This window comes from uncultured Shewanella sp. (assembly GCF_947501225.1).
Lineage (GTDB): Bacteria > Pseudomonadota > Gammaproteobacteria > Enterobacterales > Shewanellaceae > Shewanella.
Map to the genome: position 1 here is coordinate 1 of NZ_CANMUW010000009.1, position 19,815 is coordinate 19,815.

Consider the following 19,815-nt stretch of genomic DNA (forward strand, 5'->3'; position numbering starts at 1 on the left):
GAGAAGGATTCGAACCTTCGAAGGCTGAGCCGTCAGATTTACAGTCTGATCCCTTTGGCCACTCGGGAACCCCTCCATATTTTTCTTTATCTTACTTTAGCAGTTAACTCTATTTCAGAGTACGCAAATGGTGGAGGGAGAAGGATTCGAACCTTCGAAGGCTGAGCCGTCAGATTTACAATCTGATCCCTTTGGCCACTCGGGAACCCCTCCTCACTTGCGGCGGCAATAATAGTCACAAACGTTTGCGGAGTAAAGCCAATATTGAAATTAATTCTAAAGTTCTTGTTCAAGCGGTCGATTAATTATCAACGAGTTGATTTGTTGATGTTTTTTTATGCAGCCAGGTAAGATATTAGTTAATGAGACCCAATTAGGCTCTCGTCTCAATCGTGCGGTGGATAGCGATCGAAGGGGAGAGTTTGCACTTTTGTTGGCATTATTGTCGACAGATGCAAGAGATATGGCTCAGTTTCAATTAAATGATAAGGCATTAACGTCAGATGCAGCGCTCAGAGCTAAGTTTGAGCTACCGTCAGAGGAATGCTTGGTTGCGGACTTAACTCTCGATTCATCCCCGGTAGATAACAGCGGACAGTTTCACCTCGGAGGTACCCGGGCATTTCAGCTTATGCAGGCGTTGAAGCCGGAAGCTGTGGTCACCCGAGGTAGTGAACCGTTAGAGGTTCAGCAGGTTCTGGCTAACTGTGAATTGAGAGTCAGACAAAGATACAGTTCAAAGAGTCAAGCCGATCCTTATCTACCCGAAGGTGTCCACTTTGTGGATCAACTTTCCCGGCAGCGCCAGATGAGCCATATTTTGGCCTGATGAAACTGTAAGAAGAGAAATAACGTCGACTCATATATAGAAAATATAAGCTTTTGTGATCTAAGCCAGTGCCGCAAAGCGTAGGAGTCAGGAACTTGAAGTATAATAAGGACCATAGTTTATTTTAGGGCCTTAAAACATGAAAAATATTAAGAGTGCACAATCTGATCTAGTGAATGATACCTGCAATGATTGTGGAAGCTATGCCGACATCGGCGCCGTCATCGATGAACATGATACCCAATTGGTGATGACTTTTAGCGGAGATTCTGCCAAGGCAGACGCTGAAGCTATGCAGGAGAAAGCAACAAAACGTTTCGATGAGCTGACTACTGAGATCAAATCTGAAAATTCACAGGTGACTTTATTGCTCAACTTCGCATTTAGTGCCGAAAAAATGATTTTTCAGCTGGAAAACAGTATTTAAATTGACCTGTGTGTTGCCGAGTCGTGACATTCTCGTGTAGTCTCTTAAAGAAAAATTATTTATAAAATATATATATTACATATTGGTTTCATTATCTCTGGGCTCGCAAACCAAAGTTAATTAGAAACAATCAGCAAGCCAGTTGGCTTGCTGCTTCAAGGACTATTAGTGAAGAAACGTAAGTATCAACACTTATTGGAATTGATTGTTAATTCCAAAGCTAAACAAGAAGGCGATTTTCAAAAGACGGCTGAACTGGCTACAGAGCTTCTGTGTCAGCAACTTCATGTGACTCACGTCGGAGTATGCATCCTCTCTTGTGATAATAACCAAATTAGCAACATTGCTAACTACGGCACCTTGTTGTCTGATACTTTTTCACGCCCATCTCCTCTCAACTGTCCTGATTATATAGCCGAGCTTAAAGGGCAGCGCCTCATCGATGCGACCGATATCAACAGTGACGTGAGACTCGAAGAGCTTGCCTCTGTCTATTTTGCTCCTAAGGGAATTAAGTCAACTTTAGATATTGCAATCAGGATCAATGGTCACCTCGAAGGTGTCCTCTTTCTGGAGAGAAAAGATCACTTTCACTGGTCCGACAGTGAGATCCATATCGCATCTCAAGTTGCCGATCAGCTGGCGCTGACACTGGCGACCCGTTATGCCTATGAGAAAGATGAGAGGCTGACTCTGTTCCTTACCGCCGCGGAGCAGTCGGAGCAGATCAGTATGCTAGTCAACCTTCATACCGATATTATCGAATATGTAAACCAAGCTCATGAAGAGATATCGGGGGCAGTTAAAAGCCAGGTCATCGGCCGCCCTTTGAGTCAACTCGATTTCGTTAAACAGCATCCCGAACAGGCTAAGTTAGCACTGGCTAGAGTTCGTGAGGGCAAGCTTGCGAAAGGGGATTGTGAGATTATCCGGAAAGATGGTTCCAAATATTGGTTAAGGTATTCCGCAAAGCAATTTATAACCGAAAGAGGCAACCATTTTGCGCTAGTCAAAGCCGAAGATTGCTCAGAAGAGTTAAGGTATCAATCTGAGCTGGAGCGTTTGGCCTGGCATTGTGGGCTAACCGGTCTGTATAACCGTACCTATTTCAATCGCGAACTTGAAAAAACAAGCAAAGGTTTACTTATTTTAATAGACCTATGTGGATTTAAACGCTTTAACGATACCTACGGTCATGAGAGCGGAGATATGCTGCTGATCGAGATGGCAAGACGATTAAAGCACTTTGCCAGTGTTAATTATACTGATCAAATTGCGAGGGTAGGCAGTGATGAGTTTGCCGTTATCTTGCCCGAACAGAGCCAAGCCGATATGGAGTATATTACCACCAGACTGTATCGGCAGTTAATTCTGCCTGTGACCATAGGCAGAGAGCAGATAGATCCCAAACCGGCGCTGGCAATTGTCGATATTAACTCAGTCGAAGAGCTGTTTTTACCTCTGGCCTGTGCCGATATCGCACTGCAATATGCGAAAAAGAAACAGGGAGATACCATACAGGTCTTCAATAATGCATTACTCAACGCTTTTAAAGATAACGCACAGATTGAAAGAGACCTGCAAACGGCGTTAAGAGGGCGGGAGTTTGAACTTTACTATCAGCCTCTGAAAGATCTGAATAAGAAGGCATATATTGGTGCAGAGGCGTTGATTCGCTGGCATCACCCAAAAAAAGGGGTGCTATATCCCGGTGCGTTTATCGACATCGCCGAGCAGACCGGACTGATTAATGCCATAGGTAGCTGGGTGCTTGAAGCGGCTTGCAGGCAGCTTAATCTGTGGCAGCACCATAATATTGATATTTCCATGCATGTTAATGTCTCTGCAAGACAATTTTTCAGTGGCAACCTGTTTGAGCAGGTTTGGCAACTGGTCACCCGTTATCGGTTAAGGCCCGGCACATTAATTCTGGAGATCACCGAAACAGAGCTGATGGAAGATATTAAATATGCCACTAAACTGTGCCAGGAACTTTCTGAGCTAGGAGTAGGCCTGGCTATCGATGACTTTGGTACCGGTTATAGCTCTATGCGCTATCTGAAGCAGTTTCCAATCAGTAAGCTTAAGATCGACCGCTCCTTCATATCAGACCTGACGGTAAGCCATGAAAGCAGGGAGATCGTGAGCGCGATTATTGCCATGGCATCGGCCTTAAATATCTCGCTGACTGCCGAAGGGGTTGAAACCGAAGAGCAGGAGAGCTTCCTGTCTCAACATAAGTGTCACCAGGCGCAAGGCTTCCTCTATAGTCCGGCGCTGAGAGAGTCTGATTTCAGCCGGTTCTTGTCTCAAACAAAACCTGAGTTGCTTCACTAGATACAAGTCAGGCCGCGAACATCTTTGTTGATATGATAGAGGCTTAGTTCATACAGCACTGCTTAAACTTCTTGCCACTGTTGCATACACATGGTGCATTTCTCTTTGGGAAAATTGCTGCTTTTTGAACTCCTTGAGTATAAAACCAGCGGCCCTCGATAAGCTCAAATTGCGAACACTCATGGATCGCGTCAATATCCATCTCCTCTCGGTACCAGGCTTGAAAGCAAACTTCACCAGCCTGTGCAGAACTTCTCGTTGATAGTACATCCAATGATAGCCAGTGGGGCTCACTACTTTGTGCCAGCGTTTCGGCTGTCAAACCATCGAGGTAATCTGGGTGATGGGTCTCGATCAAGTAGTCATACTCTTTAAGGACAAATGCGCAATAGCGGCTTCTCATCAAGGCTTCGGGCGTTGCGGGCACGCCTACACCACTGTGAAATGGTTTACAGCATCTTATGTAAGTGAGCGGTATTTGATCTATGCAGTTACCACAAGGGCATAAGGTGTCAGGATTAGTGGTCATGGTTCTCGGCAGCTAAAGGTGTAAACTGACGGCCATAATACAGATTTGGGGAGGGTTTTGCATTGTAATAAAAAGGAGGTTCGGCTCTGTTATTGGTATCGACAGTTAAATACCATTTACCATCTTCACTCTTTTTGGATACGGTGACAAATTTACCGGCAAACTCACTGACAGGTTCTTCGGCATCTACCGGCGGATAAAAGCGAATCAGGTAGTAACCAATATCTGTTGCATTACTCGCTTCCATTTGACGCTCGACCACTCTGAAATCAACCTCGATGCGTGCCTCTTTATGCTTAATTTTTCCGAAAAACTTTTTATAGAGAGCGATGATATTATTTCGCCCCATGGTGATCTCTTTACTCTGATTTTCCGGAATGTAACATGCGTCTTCGGCATAAATACTCTTGACCATCTCGGCATCCAGATGCTCAAATGCCTCAGAGAATTGGGTATAGAAGCGGTTCAGTGCGACATTATCTTCGGGCATAGCAACCGTTGGCTGTACCATGAAAACCAAAGAGAGGAAGGTCGCGGCGATAAATTTAAAAAGTGTCATTAATGATTTCAAATCTACTAATACTGATGTCACTATAATAGAAGGTGTAATTTATCTAAAGTTTTAGTTCTTAACAAAGTGTGTCTAAGAGGAGAATTCAGTGGTGAATGATGATGTTTCATCCTTTCTTGACGAGATGGCAGGGGTTAAGCCTCTTAGTGGAAGTGAGCAGATAAGGCCGTTCAATAACAGTGGTATTTCGGCTTCCCAATTAGAACGACAGAAAGCGGCACAACTATCACAAGCCTTGTTAATGTTAACAGCAGATATTAATCTCATTGAACCTGTAGCGCCTGAAGAGGTGGTCAGTGTCTGCAGTGACGGTGTGCAGAGCCCCGTGTTTAAACAGTTGAGTGCCGGTAAATATAAGTTTCTTTCCGAGTTAGACCTTCATGCGTTAACCGTGCGGCAGGCCAGGGAGGCGCTCTACCACTATATTGAAGACAGATATGAGAAGGGAGAGCGTTGTGTATTGGTCATTCATGGCAAAGGATTTAACAGTAAACCGATAAAAGCTCTGATTAAGTCCTGTGTGGTTAATTGGCTGTCGAACTTAGATAAAGTGTTAGCCTTTCACAGCGCTAAAAGAGAGCATGGCGGAACGGGGGCTTTATATGTCATGTTGAGAAAGTCCGAGCTTAAGCGTATCGAATCGAGAGAGCAAAATCATAAGGGGAGCGGGTTCAGATAGACTTTTTAAGAGGTGAATATAAAAAACGCTCAACAAAGAGTGTTGAGCGTTAGCATATTATCTGTCAAACAGCTCTAGGCTACCAACCACATTGGCGATTAGCTTCACTGTTTTGTTTATCAAGCCAGACCTGCAAGGGCGCAAAGTAATCGAGAACGGCGCGGGCATCCATCTCTTGAGTGCCGGTTACCACCTCTAATGCTTCAGGCCAGGGACGACTCTGCCCCATCTCAAGCATAGTGTTGAGTTTAGCCCCCGCTTCCTTGTTTCCGTAGATGCTGCAGCGATGAACAGGCCCTTCGTTCCCTGCAACTTCACACAGTGCCTTGTGGAACTGAAACTGTAGGATATGGGCTAAGAAATAGCGGGTATAGGGAACGTTACCTGGAACATGGTACTTAGCGCCGGGATCAAAGTTCTCCTCGCCACGTAAAACCGGTGCCTTCACGCCCTGATATTTCTCTCTGAGATCCCACCAAGCCTGGTTGTACTGTTCAGGAGTGATCTCACCACTAAAGACTTTCCAGCGCCACTGATCGATCATCAAGCCAAACGGCATAAAGGCAACTTTATCCAGCGCCTGTTTCAGCAGCAGCCCGATATCTTTAGAGGCGTCAGGCACCTCGTCCAGTAAACCTATCTGTTTAAGGTAGCTGGGGGTAATCGAGAGGGCTATGGTGTCTCCGATAGCTTCATGGAAGCCGTCATTGGCACTGTTTTTAAAGATGAACGGCTGATCTTTGTATGCTCGTTGGTAGTAGTTATGCCCCAGCTCATGGTGGATAACGGTAAAGTCTTCGGCCGTCTTTTGAATACACATCTTGATGCGGATATCGTCAAGATCGTTAAGATCCCATGCCGAGGCATGGCAGACTACATCTCTGTCTTTTGGCTGGACAAATAGAGACCGTTCCCAGAAGGTGTCGGGTAACTCGGCAAAGCCCAGAGAGCTGAAGAAGCTTTCGGCCTGTTTTACCATCTTGATCTCATCATAGTCATGCTCAGACAGTAACTGAGTGACATCGTAGCCGGGATCGGCGTCCTCTGGGGCCACCTTGTCATAGATATTTCCCCAACTCTGGGCCCACATATTACCTAACAGGTGAGCGGGAATAGGTCCCTGGCCTGAGACAACCTCATCGCCGTAGGCTTCATTGAGTTCGCCGCGAACGTAGCAGTGAAGAGAGTCATAGAGTGGCTTTACCTGCCCCCACAATCGATCGAGTTCATTGGAGAATGCATCTGGTTTCATGTCATATTGGCTGCGCCATAATTCCGATAGATTGGCGTAACCCAGATCCTTTGCCCCTTCATTGGCCAGCTCAACTTCACGTTTAAACAGGGGACGCATAGGTTTGGCGATCTCACGCCAACCTTTCCAGACCTCCAGTAACTCGGCCGGATCCTGTGATTCAGCCATAATGGCCGATAATTCAGGTTGGGTCAGACAGCGCCCATCTTCGAAGCAGTACTTTCCTTTGCCGTAGAGGCCATTTAATTCGGCGCTTATTGAGGCCAACTCAGCGTTCTTTTCAGGATCAAGAGGGGCCGGTAATACCAGAGAGCTACGTAATATATTGAGTTTACGCAGGTTGACTTCGTCCAGTGGAAGTTGAGTATAGTTAGCCGCCATGGTGGCCAGCTTTACTGAGGTGGCAGTCTGCTTTTCACCCACAGCAGCAGAGAGTGCCGCTGTATCTTCGGTAATGAAGTTGCTGTATATCCACTCGGCGCGGTTGATCTCTATGGAGAGGTCACTAAGTTGTTTCTCTGATTTTTGAATAAATTGTACCGCTTCATCGGCTTTTGATTGAGCGCCGGAGGAGTCGGTTTGCGTACTGTTGCAAGCCGATACTCCGACTGAAAGAGCGATGAGAAGCGAAAGCTTTGTAAGCCTTGGAGATAAAGGTGTCATCGAATCATATCCCTTGTTATTTTTGTGTTGCGTATTTTACATCAAAATCACCTGGTTGGTCGTAAAACTTTAAGAAGGGTTGCTTCAGTGGAACTAGCGTCTAAATTTTAGCCCTTGTCAGAACCATCCTCAGAGAGCATAGATACAGATTAAGCCGGATGGCGCAGGTTTTTACTCAGCAATGCTTTTGACGAGCGCAGCGACCTTCTTTGCTGAGAGTACTGCTCCTTCGTGCAGACCATCGTAAAGGTAGGCACCGACATGGTATGTGTGGTTGTCACCGTTACTGTCGATAATCTTATGTCGATGATGAAATGCCTCAACGGTATAGAGAGGGGTGTGGTGCTTGAATGCCTGAATGATATTCTCTTTGGCGATCAGGTTGTCAATGTTATAGGCCAGGCTATATAGCTGTTTTGAAGACAAACCACATATGCGATTTAAGCTGGCGTTATAGCCCCATCCGGATTCAGTCTGAAAAAAATCAAATTCAGAAGGGTGAGCTATACCATAACGTCTGTAAACCAGTGGGTCGGCATGGAGGACGGTTTGGGCGACATTTTTTTTCCATGGGGAAAACCATGCAATTTCATCTGCCGTAGGGTCTGCTATCAAGGTTAATACCTGATCGGGGGGAACGGCTAAGACCAATTTATCGAAATGGGTATCTGTGTTATCACCACAGCTTACTGTTATCCCGTCAGTGGTGCGGGTGATCTGTTTTATATTTGCATTTAGGTTCACTGTGCCGTTTAACAGAGGTTCTATCTTCTCTATGTAGCCGTAGACGCCCCCTTTTATCCGTTTCCAGTCTGCCCAGAAATAGCGCCTGAAAATATTAAACGCTAACTCTGCAGGAATTTTCATAATTTTCTTATAGGGGATAGAGAAACAATACATAGTAAAAAGTTTTAACCAGGTGTTTTTTACCTGCTTGTTACCCACATAGTCTTCAAATGGTTTATCTCTGAGAGAAGATGTGGGCTTGAGGTATATCTGCATTAAGAGCCAGTTTGCCGAGAGGTAAACAGATGCAAGCTTGAAGAACTCCGGCAAAATGGCGATACCCTTAATGTTTCCGGTGATCATTGTGGGTGAAAGAAAGCGCTTCATATTTCGTTTAAACAGAGCCGAGCCGACTCTAAGGGGTTCAAGTTCGACGTTAAGTTCATCCATCAACGAGAGAAAGTGCTTAAAGTTGCTCGAAAACTCAACGACCCCACCCTCGAGGGTGAGCTGAGGTGGAATGCCTGCAACCTTAATATTTTTATTCACAGTGCGAATATGGCCGCCCAATATGGGTTGTTTCTCATATACGGTAACCTCGTGGCCCAATTTACTGAGGTAATAGGCTGTCACCATTCCGCTGGCTCCACCTCCGATGATCGCAAAATTCATCCCACACTCTCCTAATTACAGCTACTTGAATGATATCGGTAAACTATAGAATCAGCTCCCCAGAGAGGTTCTGGTATAGCTTTGCGCCGGTCCAGAAGGTACCTGCAAAACCTGCATAACCGGATGAGGCGTTACAAAAGTAGAGGCCCTTTAGTGAACTGTTATGATTTAATCTCCACAGGTTAAAATACTCCGGTGTCATCGCAGAACCATATGAGTTGCCTTCCGGACACCAACAGAAGTTTTCGTTGGTGGTCGGGCTTCCGGTATTTTTGTAAGCTAAATATTCCCTGAAATCCGGGACATAGTGTTTTTCGACGCTATCCAGGATTGCATCAAATATCTCTCTTTTTCTCTTCCGATACGCCCTGGGATCGCTAAGCTTTAACGCTTTAAAGTATTGGTAATCGGCTACGGTTAAAAACTCGATAATCTGTTGTCCTTCGGGTCTGTCCGAGTTGTCATGAGTTAAGAAGCCAGGGGTGGAGATCGCATAACTGGGTGTTGTGTAATCATGATGGTTATACATGGTATCGAACGCGATATTAAGGTCACGGTGAGAGGTATGAAAGATATTCCACTTGCCGAATCCGTAGTCCTCTAAATTGATGTCCTTAACGGCGCAATACGCCATAAAATTGGAGGGTGAATAGGCATAATCTAACTGCTTTCGAACTTTCCAGGAGAACTTCTCCATGCCGATCAGGTGGGCGGCTTTCTTAGGGTCCATATTGCAGATGATACGCTTTCCCTGATAGCTTACCGCTTCATTGGTGGCAAGGTCTGTCGCTTCCACCGCGACCACCCGATTATTTTCGATAATAAACTTGTCGACCTCTGTCTGATAGATGATCTGACCACCATTGTCTCTTATCGTGTCGACCAGTGAATTGATGACATGTTCGAAATGCAGGGTGGGGTAGTAGGCTCCTCTCTGGTACCCGGTAAAAAGCAGGACCCAGGCACAGAATGAAAGTTGGTTGGGCGGGAGTAAAAAATCCGGCCATTGAAGTGCCAGTAGTGTTTGTGCTTCAAGAGGTAGTTGGTGTTTGTCGAAGACCTCCTGCAAGGTATATCTTATGTTCTTAAAGGCCGTTACCGTTTGTCTCAGGTTGGTGAATATATTCCTGTAGCGTTCATCGCCCGATAACACGGCTAAGCCATCGGCGGTTCGCCTCACCTCATCGATGAACCCTGTGCATTGCGGCCCATGTGCAGGGAATAGTGATTTGAGTCTGTTGAGAAGCAGGTCTGTGTCGTAGGGGATATCAAGCTGGAAACCTGGCATCCTCATATGATCAAAGCCCTGAGAATCGAATGATTCGAAGGTCACCTGTTTATCGAGTTCCAGGCGCTTGAGTACTTTATTGACTGTCTCTCCCTCTCCGCAATTCCAGACATAGTGGAGCTGGGCATTAAATCTGTAATGCTTGCCCATAGGGAATGTATGGCCGAAACCACCAGGGTATTGATGAGCCTCAACCATGAGTACTTTGCTGCCGGATTTTGCACTGAGGGCTCCAAATACCAATGCCGATAAACCGCTACCAACAATTAAATAGTCCACATCCATTATCGACTCCGCCTGGTTGGTGAAGGGCAAATTGGGGCTCTGCTCTTGATCTCTATGAATTTTTTTCACCCATACTATGATTGTAGTGTGCATCAGACAGGCCAGCAAATGAGGTGCTGGCCTTTGAAGCGTTAGAGTTTAAAATTAATTCTGATATCGCCAAATGGTTAATTGATAATTGTATATTGGAGATAAACTAATTAGGATCACTCCAATATATTCCGTTAAAGACTTAAATTGATGAACACCGATCTATATTTTATCTATGACTCCCACTGCCCATGGAGCTATGCCGCGACCCTTCTGGTAAATGCTCTTAGTGATGCTTTCCCTGAAATGAAGATCCACATGCTTCATTGTGCCCATTTTAATGGTACAGACAGTGCGGGTCAGGAGCAGGTCGATGCAGTTGGTAAACTCAGTGGGGTAAAGTTTGGCAGAGAACATCTCCGCTATGTGAATAGCCCTAAAAATGCCACCAAAACGGCCAACCTGATGGCATGGATGCAGAATAAACAAGCCGATAAAATGCTGCCCGTATTAAATGCGCTGCAAAAGGCACACTTTATCGATGGTAACCCACTGGCTTGCAAACATGATTTTACCCGGCTCCTCGAGCAGTATAAGTTGTCTCCGTCGAATAAGGTATTCAGGGATGAGTTAAGCAGCGATGCAGAGTCAATTCTTGCCGGTATCGCCGAGATCCAGGAGATGATCGGTACGACGGCATTTCCGGTACTCCTGTTATCGACGGACGAGAGAGGGATATTTATCGATCACTCTCTCTATCTGGATAAGCCTCTAGCAGTAGTAGAAGCGGTACAAAAAGAGTTAGGCCGTTGATAAGTTAACCCTTTATGGTCTGTCAGCTGCCAGGCCAACGACTGAGCCAGACAAAGGGTGATTGATGGATTGTCTGTTATAGAGGTCACCGCATGTTCATAGGCTATTAAAATGCTTCACTTTTGAGCTCATTCTTCCTTGCTCAACACAGACTGACAGTGATAGGTTTATAATATCAATTAAATAACTCTCCGATGAATCCACTTTTTGGCTCTTATACAGGGATAACCATGGATAACGTTGACATTACAGAGTCACAAGAGATCCTGCTTCAAGTTACCAAAATTGTCGAAACTGAGTGTCCTCAGGACGCCAGCACATTACTGTCGGAGGGCTTCGTGTTGTTGGCAGTCAATACTAATGTGTTTCAAGATAGTGAAAATCGTTTCGTATACTCTCTCGGCTTCCCTAAGCCCACTGATAAACTGAGTGACTGGGCAAAATCTAATTTTTGAACGGTCATCGGTTTATCCCAAATAGCTTTGTTGTCGGCCAGCCTTTAGACACAAGTTGTCTTTCCATCTTTCGGGTGGCGTTAGCCGTCAAGATGATGTTTCGTTTCAACCTGTATATAGTGTTTAATCGTTTCTACCAATGAATAGTTTTATGAAAGATAGAATAGGCTCTGTTGAGCGGCAGTCGATATCCGTTGGGATTGTGGCCAATTTAGTCATGGCAATAAGTGGTTGGTTTACTTTTTATCTCTCAGGATCTCATGCCTTGCTATTGGACGGAAATATGTCATTTATTCTGTTCCTCTCCTCTATAGTGGCTCTGAAGATCTCGAGAATAAAAACCATACGTTCAGATAAGTTTCCTTTTGGTTTGTATGTGAGTGAAGCCCTATACTCCCTGATGAAAGGTCTGTTGCTACTGGGAGTGATCATTTCGGCATTGACCTCCAATGGCGGTAAGGTTCTCCAATACCTGGAAGGAGAGCCACTTAATATGATAAAAACCGGCCCCATTGTTTACTACGCCATAGCCATGGTGACCATCTGTTGGGGATTATCGGCATTTTATCGAATACAAAACAGTCGGATCAGGATGGGGAGCGCTATGTTAAAGGTTGACCAAAAGGCCTCATTCATCGATGGGGTGCTGTCGGCCTCAACCGGTGCCGTACTTGTGGTGATTGGCTTTATTACACCTGGTACAGCGCTGGATTTTCTCCTCTATATCGGTGATGCCTTGTTGGTACTGCTTCTCGCTATTGCGATGTTGAATCAGCCTCTGGGTATCATCAAAGGGGCATTTATTGAGCTTGCCGGTGGCAAGTTACAGGACAAGAAACAACATCAAGCCATTGAAGGCCGAGTCACACGTCGACTCGAGCAGCTGGGGCTCACTTCTCAAGCTCTTAATATCGGAAAAACGGGGAGTAGTTACCTGGTGATCATCAGCCTCTCTTTACTCGAATTGGCCGAACATGACAGCGGAGCCATCATGGATATGAAGGAGTCTTTGACTGCAGAGCTCGCAGAAGAGCTGACCTTTGTCGATGTTGAGTTAGTATTGTTTAGCATGATGAAAGCACCTCTGTAGGATAGTCAGCTGATCGTTTTATAGAAACGCCATAAATGAGCGTGATTATTTCGTTCAAATAAAAGCACTTTTAATAGAAAGGTTTGGAGAAAGGATGTCTGAGTATACTGCTGTTATTAGATGGGAGCGTAGTGAAGAAGAGTGCTTCACCGATAACCAATATAGCCGGGGTCATAATTGGGAGTTTGACGGAGGTGTTATCGTGCCCGCATCATCCTCTCCTCATGTCGTTCCGCTTCCATTTTCTGTCGAGGCGAACGTTGACCCGGAGGAGGCATTTATAGCAGCCCTTTCCAGTTGCCATATGCTGGTGTTTCTCTCTATCGCCGCTAAACGTAAATATGTTGTTGAAAATTACCTCGATAAAGCCGTAGGCGTCATGGAGGAGGACAGCAACGGCAAAACATGGGTGTCGAGAGTGACCTTAAGGCCTGAGATAGAATTTTCCGGTGAACGTCAACCGACAATAGATCAGTTGAAGAAGATGCACCATCTCGCTCACGAAAACTGTTTTATCGCCAACTCAGTGAAAACAGAGGTGACGACAGAAATTATCGCCTGATGTTCAGTTATTGATGGTGACGGGTATGCTGCCGCAGCACCTACGACATCGATTCAGGGGGGGACCGGCTATATGGCAAAAGTGATTGTTCAACAGAACAAGTAGGTATCGAATAGGGTGAGGGGCGTTTCTAGGGCCAAAATAGCCAGACAAACACTGACAGAACGACAATACAGATGAGGTTGAGTATGACCCCGGTTCTCATCATCTCCCGTTGCTTGATGTGCCCCGAAGAAAAAACTATTGCGTTGGGTGGAGTGGCAACGGGTAACATAAATGCACAGGACGCCGCGATACCTATCAATGCCGATAGGATCACCGGTGATACACCCAGCACTTCTGCGATTGAGGCAAATATAGGTACAAGCAGAGCGGTACTGGCCGTGTTACTGGCAAACTCTGTCAGAAACACCACGAAGGTGGCGACCATCAGCAGGATGATGAAAAGATCTGCCTGCTGCAGGTAATCACTTAAATTTTGAGCGAGAAATACACTGGTTCCTGTCTCCTTCAATACATTGCTGAGGCAGATCCCGCCACCGAACAGCAGTAATACCCCCCAGTCAGTTGTTTCATCGATATCTTTCCATTTTACGACCCTGGCCAGGCTTAACATGATGATGGCAAGCAGAGCGACCAGACTATCAAATCTGCTATATCCACCAAGAAAGGCGTTGAGTGGTTTGCTGAATATCCATAGGGTCACTGTGATACAGAAGATGATAAAGGTGGTGATCTTGGCGCTACTCCATCTTACCTGCTCGCGGGGAATGGTGAAGGTATAGCTCAGGTTTGGTTTCAGCATCAGATAAAGAAGGCTGACTGCGATGGGGAGCAGAAGAAGGGTGATCGGCAGGCCCAGCATCATCCACTCTGTGAAGCTCAGACCCACTTCAGCTGCCGCGATGGCATTAGGCGGACTGCCCACTATGGTGGCTATCCCACCTATGCTGGCACAGTAGGCTATTCCCAGAAGAACAAAAACATAGGTGTTGTGGTCGTCCTGCTCATCGACTTTGGCTAAAATTCCGAGTACCAATGGTAACATCATCGCCGTTGTGGCCGTGTTGCTGATCCACATAGATAGAACAGCTGTTACGGCAAATAGCATAATAACCGCAATGCTCATCTTTCCGTTGGCGAGTTGTAATACTTTATCTGCGATGACTCTATCTACCCGCTGCCGGTGTAGCGCAGCAGCAAGCGCGAAACCTCCCAGAAACAGAAATATGATTGGATTGGCAAAGCTACCCAGCGCCTCCGGGGTTTCAAGGACACCGAATATAGCGGCCAGCACAGGCACGAATAGAGCTGTGATCGATACATGAATGGCCTCTGTCAGCCACAATATGGCGATAAAGGTGAGCAGACTCAGACCCGTTACGATATCGGCTTCAAAAGGCAATGTATTTAACATGAACAGGAACAGAAGCACGTCGGCAAGAAAAATAAGGCTCTTGCGGTGTAACAACCAATCTTTGATGGCGAGCCATACGCTTCTCATATGCTTTCCTTAGCACAGTAATGTTGTGATACGCCTACGCGGGAAGAGAGAGTGATTTGGCCCACATAGTTTATGAGTTTTCCGCTGGTACTAGTATTACACAATTAAGAGTAATTACCGGAAATTAAACTGAAAAAGCGTTGGAAATATGTTGTGATAAGCACCTGCATACTAAGACTGTCAGCTGTTAAGCCTGTTTAACTGAAATCTATTGCCTTTATTCGCATTTAAACAGTTGACCGGAGCTCTTGTCCTGTTTTAAAAAGATGTTCTAATGGGTAGAAGAGCAACGGGGCTAACATCACTTAACTCGATAGGGTTTCAAACGATAAGTCTCATCGAGCTATGACTTTATTTGAAAAACTACACATAGAGTGCTTTTGACAGTTAATTTCATTTGACAAAAAGTAAACCAATGTTTAATTTAAACAGGTGTTTAAAATAGAGTCATAAGGTCACGGAATGGCAAATCGATCCGATACTAAAACTAGAATACTGGATGCTGCAGAGAAATTGTTTGCAGAGCGGGGCTTTTCTGAAACCTCCTTACGCCTGATCACCAGTAAAGCGGAGGTCAACCTGGCTTCTGTAAATTATCATTTTGGTTCAAAAAAAGAGTTGATACGAGCAGTATTAGCTCGATACCTGGATGTCTTCATGCCGATCGCGTCTTCGGAGATCGTCAGATTGCAGGCATCGGATAGCAATGCCTCACTCAACGATATTTTCTCAATACTAGTCGAACCTCTACTAGAGTTAAATAAAGTCAGAGCAGAGGGGACGAGTACTTTCCTTCAGCTTCTGGGTCGTGGCTACATCGAGAGCCAGGGTCACCTGCGCTGGTTTATTACAACACATTACGGTGAACATTTAGATCAGTTTGTGAAAGCGGTGGCCGATAGCGCACCTCATATTCCACCCGCTGAGATGTTCTGGCGTTTACACTTTACCTTAGGTACCGTCGTATTCACCATGGCTTCGGCCGATGCGTTGATCGAGATTGCCGCCGCAGACTTCAATGAACAAAACAATATAGAGACGGTGATCCGCAAAGTGATCCCATACCTCTCTGCCGGTGTGTCAGTTCCTGTTAAATAAGGCACAAAACAAAAGGTAATATCATGACTCTACTCATACTTGCACTACTTGTAATTATTGTGCTCTTTGGTGTCAAAAACATCAGGATGCAGCTTATCACTCGTCCGATTTTCTCTTTCTTCAAGAAGCTACTGCCACCTCTGTCTGATACAGAAAAAGAGGCGATGGAAGCCGGAGATGTCTGGTGGGAGGGGGAGCTGTTCAGAGGCAAGCCTAACTGGGAGACGCTTCACAGCTATGGCAAGCCAAAATTAACGGATGAGGAGCAGGACTTTATCGACAATCAGGTTATGACGGCATTAACCATGATTGACGATTTCGATATCGTACACAAGCGTAAAGACCTACCACCGGAGCTGTGGGAATACTTTAAGAAAGAGGGATTTTTTGCGCTGATCATTCCAAAGCAATATGGGGGTAAGGCCTTCTCGGCTTACGCTAACTCGACCATTGTCGCTAAACTTGCCAGCCGAAGTGTCAGTGCTGCGGTGACCGTCATGGTGCCAAACTCATTAGGTCCGGGAGAGTTACTCACACATTATGGTACTCAGGAGCAACGTGATAACTGGCTTCCCAAGCTTGCTTGTGGTGAAGCGGTGCCCTGTTTTGCATTGACCGGTCCCGAAGCGGGCTCCGATGCCGGTGCGATTCCCGATGAGGGGATTGTCTGCCGTCAGGAGTTTGAAGGTGAAGAGGTATTAGGGTTAAAGCTAAACTGGGATAAACGTTACATCACATTGGCGCCGGTTGCTACTGTGCTGGGACTTGCGTTCCAGATGCGCGATCCAGACGGCTTATTGGGTGATAAAGAAGCACTCGGTATCACTTGTGCGTTAATTCCGACGGATCACCCCGGCGTTAAAGTCGGACAGCGTCATAACCCACTCAGTATGGCGTTTATGAATGGCACCACACATGGTGAAGATGTTTTCATTCCACTGGATTGGATAATTGGTGGTCCCCAATATGCGGGCAGAGGTTGGAGAATGCTGGTGGAGTGTCTCTCTGCCGGCCGTGGCATCTCATTGCCTGCATTGGCGACGGCTTGTGGTCATACCGCGACAAAGACCACGACCGCTTACAGTTATGTGCGCCATCAATTCGGCCTGGCTATCGGGCAGTTCGAAGGCGTTCAGGAAGCATTGGCAAGAATCGTTGCCAACACCTATCAGCTCGAAGCGGCGAGGCGACTTACCACTACGGGTATTGACCTGAAAGTGAAGCCATCTGTGGTCACTGCGATAGCCAAGTACCATATGACAGAGATGAGTCGCGATGTGCTCAACGATGCGATGGATATTCAATCGGGCAAGGGGATACAACTTGGCCCCAAGAATTACCTGGGCCATGCCTATATGGCTAACCCTATTTCGATCACCGTCGAAGGGGCAAACATCCTGACCCGTAGCTTGATGATCTTTGGTCAGGGGGCAACACGTTGTCACCCATATGTACTGGCCGAGATGGAAACTGCAGCCATGGAAGACTCGGTTGCTGCACTTGAAAGATTCGACTCTCTGCTGCTTGGACATATCGGCTATGGTGCAAGAAATGCGTTTAGTTCACTGTTTTGCGCATTAACGGGCAGCCGTTTTAACCAGTCTCCTGTCAGCGGTGAGACGCAGCAGTACTATAAGGATATGAGCAGACTGTCTTCAGGATTGGCCTTTATCACAGATCTTTCCATGTTGATCATGGGGGGAGATCTGAAGCGTAAAGAGATGTTATCTGCCAGATTAGGGGATGTACTGAGCGAGTTATACTTAGCATCGGCTACTCTGAAGCTGTTTGAAGATAACGGCCGCCAGCAAGATGATCTTCCGGCAGTGCGGTTTGTGATGACGACCCGGTTACAAAAAGCGGCTCAAGCGCTGGAGGGGGCACTACGCAACTTCCCTAACCGTCCGGTTGCATGGGTAATGAGAGCCTTGATCTTCCCGATCGGCAACCACTTTAATGGCCCAAGTGATAGGATGACTATAGATTTAGCAAGAGGAATACTCCAACCCGGGCCAGCACGGGACAGGCTCACATTCTTATGCCCGGAGTTCGAGGGCGATAAAGGTGGTATAGCAGAGGTTGAAGATGCTTTCCTTGCACAATTCGAGTGTCGTAATACATACAAGAAGATCAAGAAGGCGCAGCGGGCCGGTACCTTACCTAAGAAATTAAGCAATATGGCGCTATTTGAGATGGCACTTGAGGTATCGGTGATCAACAAAGGTGAGTTTGAAGCGATTGTCAATGCAGATAAGCTCAGGCAGATTGCGATTCATGTGGATGATTTCAAAACACTGTAACGTCAGAATAAATAAGGTCTGATCACAAGATCATTCAGGAGTTAAAAAGGTACCCCGGGGGTACCTTTTTTGTATCTGGTAAAGACTCAGGCAGCTCTCTTCTTTTGGATGAAAACGAACATAAGATGTGGTAATTTCGACCAATGCCAGCTGTTTTGCGGGCTGTCAGACAAAAAAAAGGTACGCATCTGCGTACCTTTTTTATTGAGCTGAATCGAAATTAAGCGACGATCAATACCTTACAGGTATTGGTTCCGCCGATAGTTTCCATAGAGTCACCTTTAGTCATTAAGACCATGTCGCCACTCTTGAGGTAGCCTGCCTGGGTCAAAGATTCTAACGCCTTAGTAGCCAACTGCTCGGCACTAAACTTGGTAGAGTCAAAGTGTACAGGCTGAACACCACGGTAAAGCGCCATCTTCGCCAGTGTCACATCGTGACGAGAAAGAGCGAAAATTGGCAGCGCAGAGCTGATGCGTGACATTAACTGAGGTGTAGCACCTGACTCAGTTAATGCAACGATAGCCTTGACACTTTTAAGGTGGTTAGCGGCATACATAGTAGAAAGCGCGATGGTCTCTTCTGCAGTCGCGAAACTCTCATCGAGTCTGTGCTTAGAGACTTGAACACTAGGATGCTCTTCAGCACCAAGACAAACACCTGACATCGCCTGTACAGTTTCTTCAGGGTAGTCGCCAGCAGCGGTTTCGGCTGATAGCATTACCGCATCGGTACCATCGAGAACTGCGTTAGCTACATCCATAACCTCAGCACGAGTCGGCATTGGGCTGGTGATCATAGATTCCATCATCTGCGTTGCAGTGATAACGCTCTTGTTAAGTTGACGAGAGCGGCTGATCAGCTTCTTCTGTACCGCAACTAACGCAGGATCGCCGATTTCAACACCTAAGTCGCCACGGGCTACCATGACAACATCTGAAGCCAGGATAACATCATCCATCGCTTCGTCTGTGGCAACCGCTTCTGCTCGCTCTACCTTAGCAACGATGAGTGCATTACTACCTGCTTGTTGAGCAAGCTCACGAGCATAGTTAAGGTCAGCACCACTGCGAGGGAAAGAGACCGCTAAGTAGTCAACCTGAATGTCGGCGGCTGTGATGATGTCACGTTTATCTTTTTCGGTAAGCGCTGCAGCCGATAATCCGCCGCCTTGCTTGTTGATGCCCTTGTTGTTTGATAATGGTCCTGCAACAGTGACTGAAGTGTGGACTTTATTACCTTCAACACTTTCAACACGTAGTTGCACACGGCCGTCATCGAGCATCAGGATATCACCGATGCTTACATCGTTTGGTAACTCTTTGTAGTCGATACCAACTTGATTCTCATCGCCTTCACCTTTTTCAAGATCAGCATCTAAGATAAAGTGTTGACCAAGGCCTAACTGAACTTTTTTGTTGTCTTTGAAGGTGGAGACACGAATTTTAGGACCCTGTAGGTCACCCAGAATAGCAACATGAACGCCAAGTTCTTTTGCTATGTTACGCACATCGGTTGCACGCTTAAGGTGGTCTTCAGGAGAACCGTGTGAGAAGTTTAGACGAACAACGTTAGCGCCTGCCTTGATTATGCGGCGTAAGTTGTCATCGCGATCGGTAGCTGGACCCAAAGTAGTTACGATTTTGGTTCTGCGGAACATGAGATACTCCGTTAAGTTTAAAAAAATTCTGACACTATATTAACA

General features: G+C 46.2%; 17 protein-coding genes and 1 tRNA gene. 10 read left to right on the forward strand and 8 right to left on the reverse strand.

The annotated features are described in order from the left end of the window. Positions 1 to 128: 128 nt before the first annotated feature. A tRNA-Tyr gene (locus Q1B47_RS13545) sits at positions 129 to 213 on the reverse strand. Positions 214 to 337: 124 nt separating this feature from the next. On the opposite strand from Q1B47_RS13545, the gene Q1B47_RS13550 reads away from it, so the two are divergent. The 3 genes from Q1B47_RS13550 (at position 338) to Q1B47_RS13560 (ending at position 3,593) form a co-directional block, all read left to right on the forward strand. Continuing rightward, a complete protein-coding gene (locus Q1B47_RS13550) occupies positions 338 to 829 on the forward strand; it encodes a VC2046/SO_2500 family protein (RefSeq protein WP_299794640.1) in 492 nt (163 codons plus the stop codon). Positions 830 to 968: 139 nt separating this feature from the next. Beyond that, entirely contained in the window at positions 969 to 1,256 is a 288-nt protein-coding gene (locus Q1B47_RS13555) for a DUF406 family protein (protein ID WP_299794643.1), read from the forward strand. A 168-nt stretch (positions 1,257 to 1,424) separates the two neighbouring features. Continuing rightward, positions 1,425 to 3,593: an EAL domain-containing protein gene (locus Q1B47_RS13560; RefSeq protein ID WP_299794646.1), complete on the forward strand. Its 2,169-nt coding sequence runs from the start codon at positions 1,425 to 1,427 to the stop codon at positions 3,591 to 3,593. A 43-nt stretch (positions 3,594 to 3,636) separates the two neighbouring features. Here Q1B47_RS13560 and Q1B47_RS13565 read toward each other — a convergent pair whose 3' ends face one another. Both Q1B47_RS13565 and Q1B47_RS13570 read right to left on the reverse strand, forming a co-directional pair. Then, positions 3,637 to 4,122: a YchJ family protein gene (locus Q1B47_RS13565; RefSeq protein WP_299794648.1), complete on the reverse strand. Its 486-nt coding sequence runs from the start codon at positions 4,120 to 4,122 to the stop codon at positions 3,637 to 3,639. After that, positions 4,112 to 4,681 carry a DUF4440 domain-containing protein gene (locus Q1B47_RS13570; protein ID WP_299794650.1) on the reverse strand — a complete coding sequence of 190 codons (570 nt, stop codon included), beginning with the start codon at positions 4,679 to 4,681 and terminating at the stop codon, positions 4,112 to 4,114. The genes Q1B47_RS13565 and Q1B47_RS13570 overlap by 11 nt, the downstream gene beginning before the upstream one ends. A 103-nt stretch (positions 4,682 to 4,784) precedes the next feature. On the opposite strand from Q1B47_RS13570, the gene smrA reads away from it, so the two are divergent. Then, positions 4,785 to 5,372 (forward strand): DNA endonuclease SmrA, encoded by a 588-nt coding sequence (gene smrA / locus Q1B47_RS13575; RefSeq protein WP_299794653.1) that lies wholly within the window; start codon positions 4,785 to 4,787, stop codon positions 5,370 to 5,372. Positions 5,373 to 5,451: 79 nt separating this feature from the next. Here smrA and Q1B47_RS13580 read toward each other — a convergent pair whose 3' ends face one another. From Q1B47_RS13580 to Q1B47_RS13590, 3 genes are all read right to left on the reverse strand, one after another. Beyond that, the gene (locus Q1B47_RS13580) at positions 5,452 to 7,287 is read right to left on the reverse strand and encodes a M2 family metallopeptidase (RefSeq protein ID WP_299794655.1); all 1,836 of its coding nucleotides are present in this window, start codon (positions 7,285 to 7,287) and stop codon (positions 5,452 to 5,454) included. A gap of 171 nt (positions 7,288 to 7,458) precedes the next feature. Further along, positions 7,459 to 8,685 (reverse strand): FAD-dependent oxidoreductase, encoded by a 1,227-nt coding sequence (locus Q1B47_RS13585; protein WP_299794657.1) that lies wholly within the window; start codon positions 8,683 to 8,685, stop codon positions 7,459 to 7,461. 43 nt (positions 8,686 to 8,728) lie between these two features. Then, positions 8,729 to 10,258 carry an NAD(P)/FAD-dependent oxidoreductase gene (locus Q1B47_RS13590; RefSeq protein ID WP_299794659.1) on the reverse strand — a complete coding sequence of 510 codons (1,530 nt, stop codon included), beginning with the start codon at positions 10,256 to 10,258 and terminating at the stop codon, positions 8,729 to 8,731. Positions 10,259 to 10,498: 240 nt separating this feature from the next. Between Q1B47_RS13590 and Q1B47_RS13595 the strand changes: the two genes are divergently transcribed. From Q1B47_RS13595 to Q1B47_RS13610, 4 genes are all read left to right on the forward strand, one after another. Further along, complete coding sequence (locus tag Q1B47_RS13595) at positions 10,499 to 11,101, forward strand: protein-disulfide isomerase (protein ID WP_299794661.1); 603 nt, start codon at positions 10,499 to 10,501, stop codon at positions 11,099 to 11,101. Positions 11,102 to 11,331: 230 nt separating this feature from the next. After that, on the forward strand, positions 11,332 to 11,556 hold the full coding sequence (locus tag Q1B47_RS13600) for a hypothetical protein (protein ID WP_299794663.1): 225 nt from the start codon (positions 11,332 to 11,334) through the stop codon (positions 11,554 to 11,556). A gap of 151 nt (positions 11,557 to 11,707) precedes the next feature. Beyond that, positions 11,708 to 12,646, forward strand: coding sequence for a cation transporter (locus tag Q1B47_RS13605; protein WP_299794665.1), 939 nt, complete (start codon positions 11,708 to 11,710; stop codon positions 12,644 to 12,646). A 94-nt stretch (positions 12,647 to 12,740) separates the two neighbouring features. Then, positions 12,741 to 13,208 (forward strand): OsmC family protein, encoded by a 468-nt coding sequence (locus tag Q1B47_RS13610; protein ID WP_299794667.1) that lies wholly within the window; start codon positions 12,741 to 12,743, stop codon positions 13,206 to 13,208. 130 nt (positions 13,209 to 13,338) lie between these two features. Here Q1B47_RS13610 and Q1B47_RS13615 read toward each other — a convergent pair whose 3' ends face one another. Further along, the gene (locus Q1B47_RS13615) at positions 13,339 to 14,712 is read right to left on the reverse strand and encodes a DASS family sodium-coupled anion symporter (RefSeq protein ID WP_299794669.1); all 1,374 of its coding nucleotides are present in this window, start codon (positions 14,710 to 14,712) and stop codon (positions 13,339 to 13,341) included. Positions 14,713 to 15,174: 462 nt separating this feature from the next. Here Q1B47_RS13615 and Q1B47_RS13620 point away from each other — a divergent pair, with 462 nt between their 5' ends. Together Q1B47_RS13620 and Q1B47_RS13625 are read left to right on the forward strand one after the other, a co-directional pair. After that, entirely contained in the window at positions 15,175 to 15,810 is a 636-nt protein-coding gene (locus Q1B47_RS13620) for a TetR/AcrR family transcriptional regulator (protein ID WP_299794671.1), read from the forward strand. Positions 15,811 to 15,830: 20 nt separating this feature from the next. After that, positions 15,831 to 18,110, forward strand: coding sequence for an acyl-CoA dehydrogenase (locus Q1B47_RS13625; RefSeq protein WP_299794964.1), 2,280 nt, complete (start codon positions 15,831 to 15,833; stop codon positions 18,108 to 18,110). Between the two features lie 220 nt (positions 18,111 to 18,330). On the opposite strand, the gene pyk is transcribed toward Q1B47_RS13625, so the two are convergent. Then, entirely contained in the window at positions 18,331 to 19,770 is a 1,440-nt protein-coding gene (pyk, locus tag Q1B47_RS13630; RefSeq protein ID WP_299794673.1) for a pyruvate kinase, read from the reverse strand. Positions 19,771 to 19,815 lie beyond the last annotated feature (45 nt).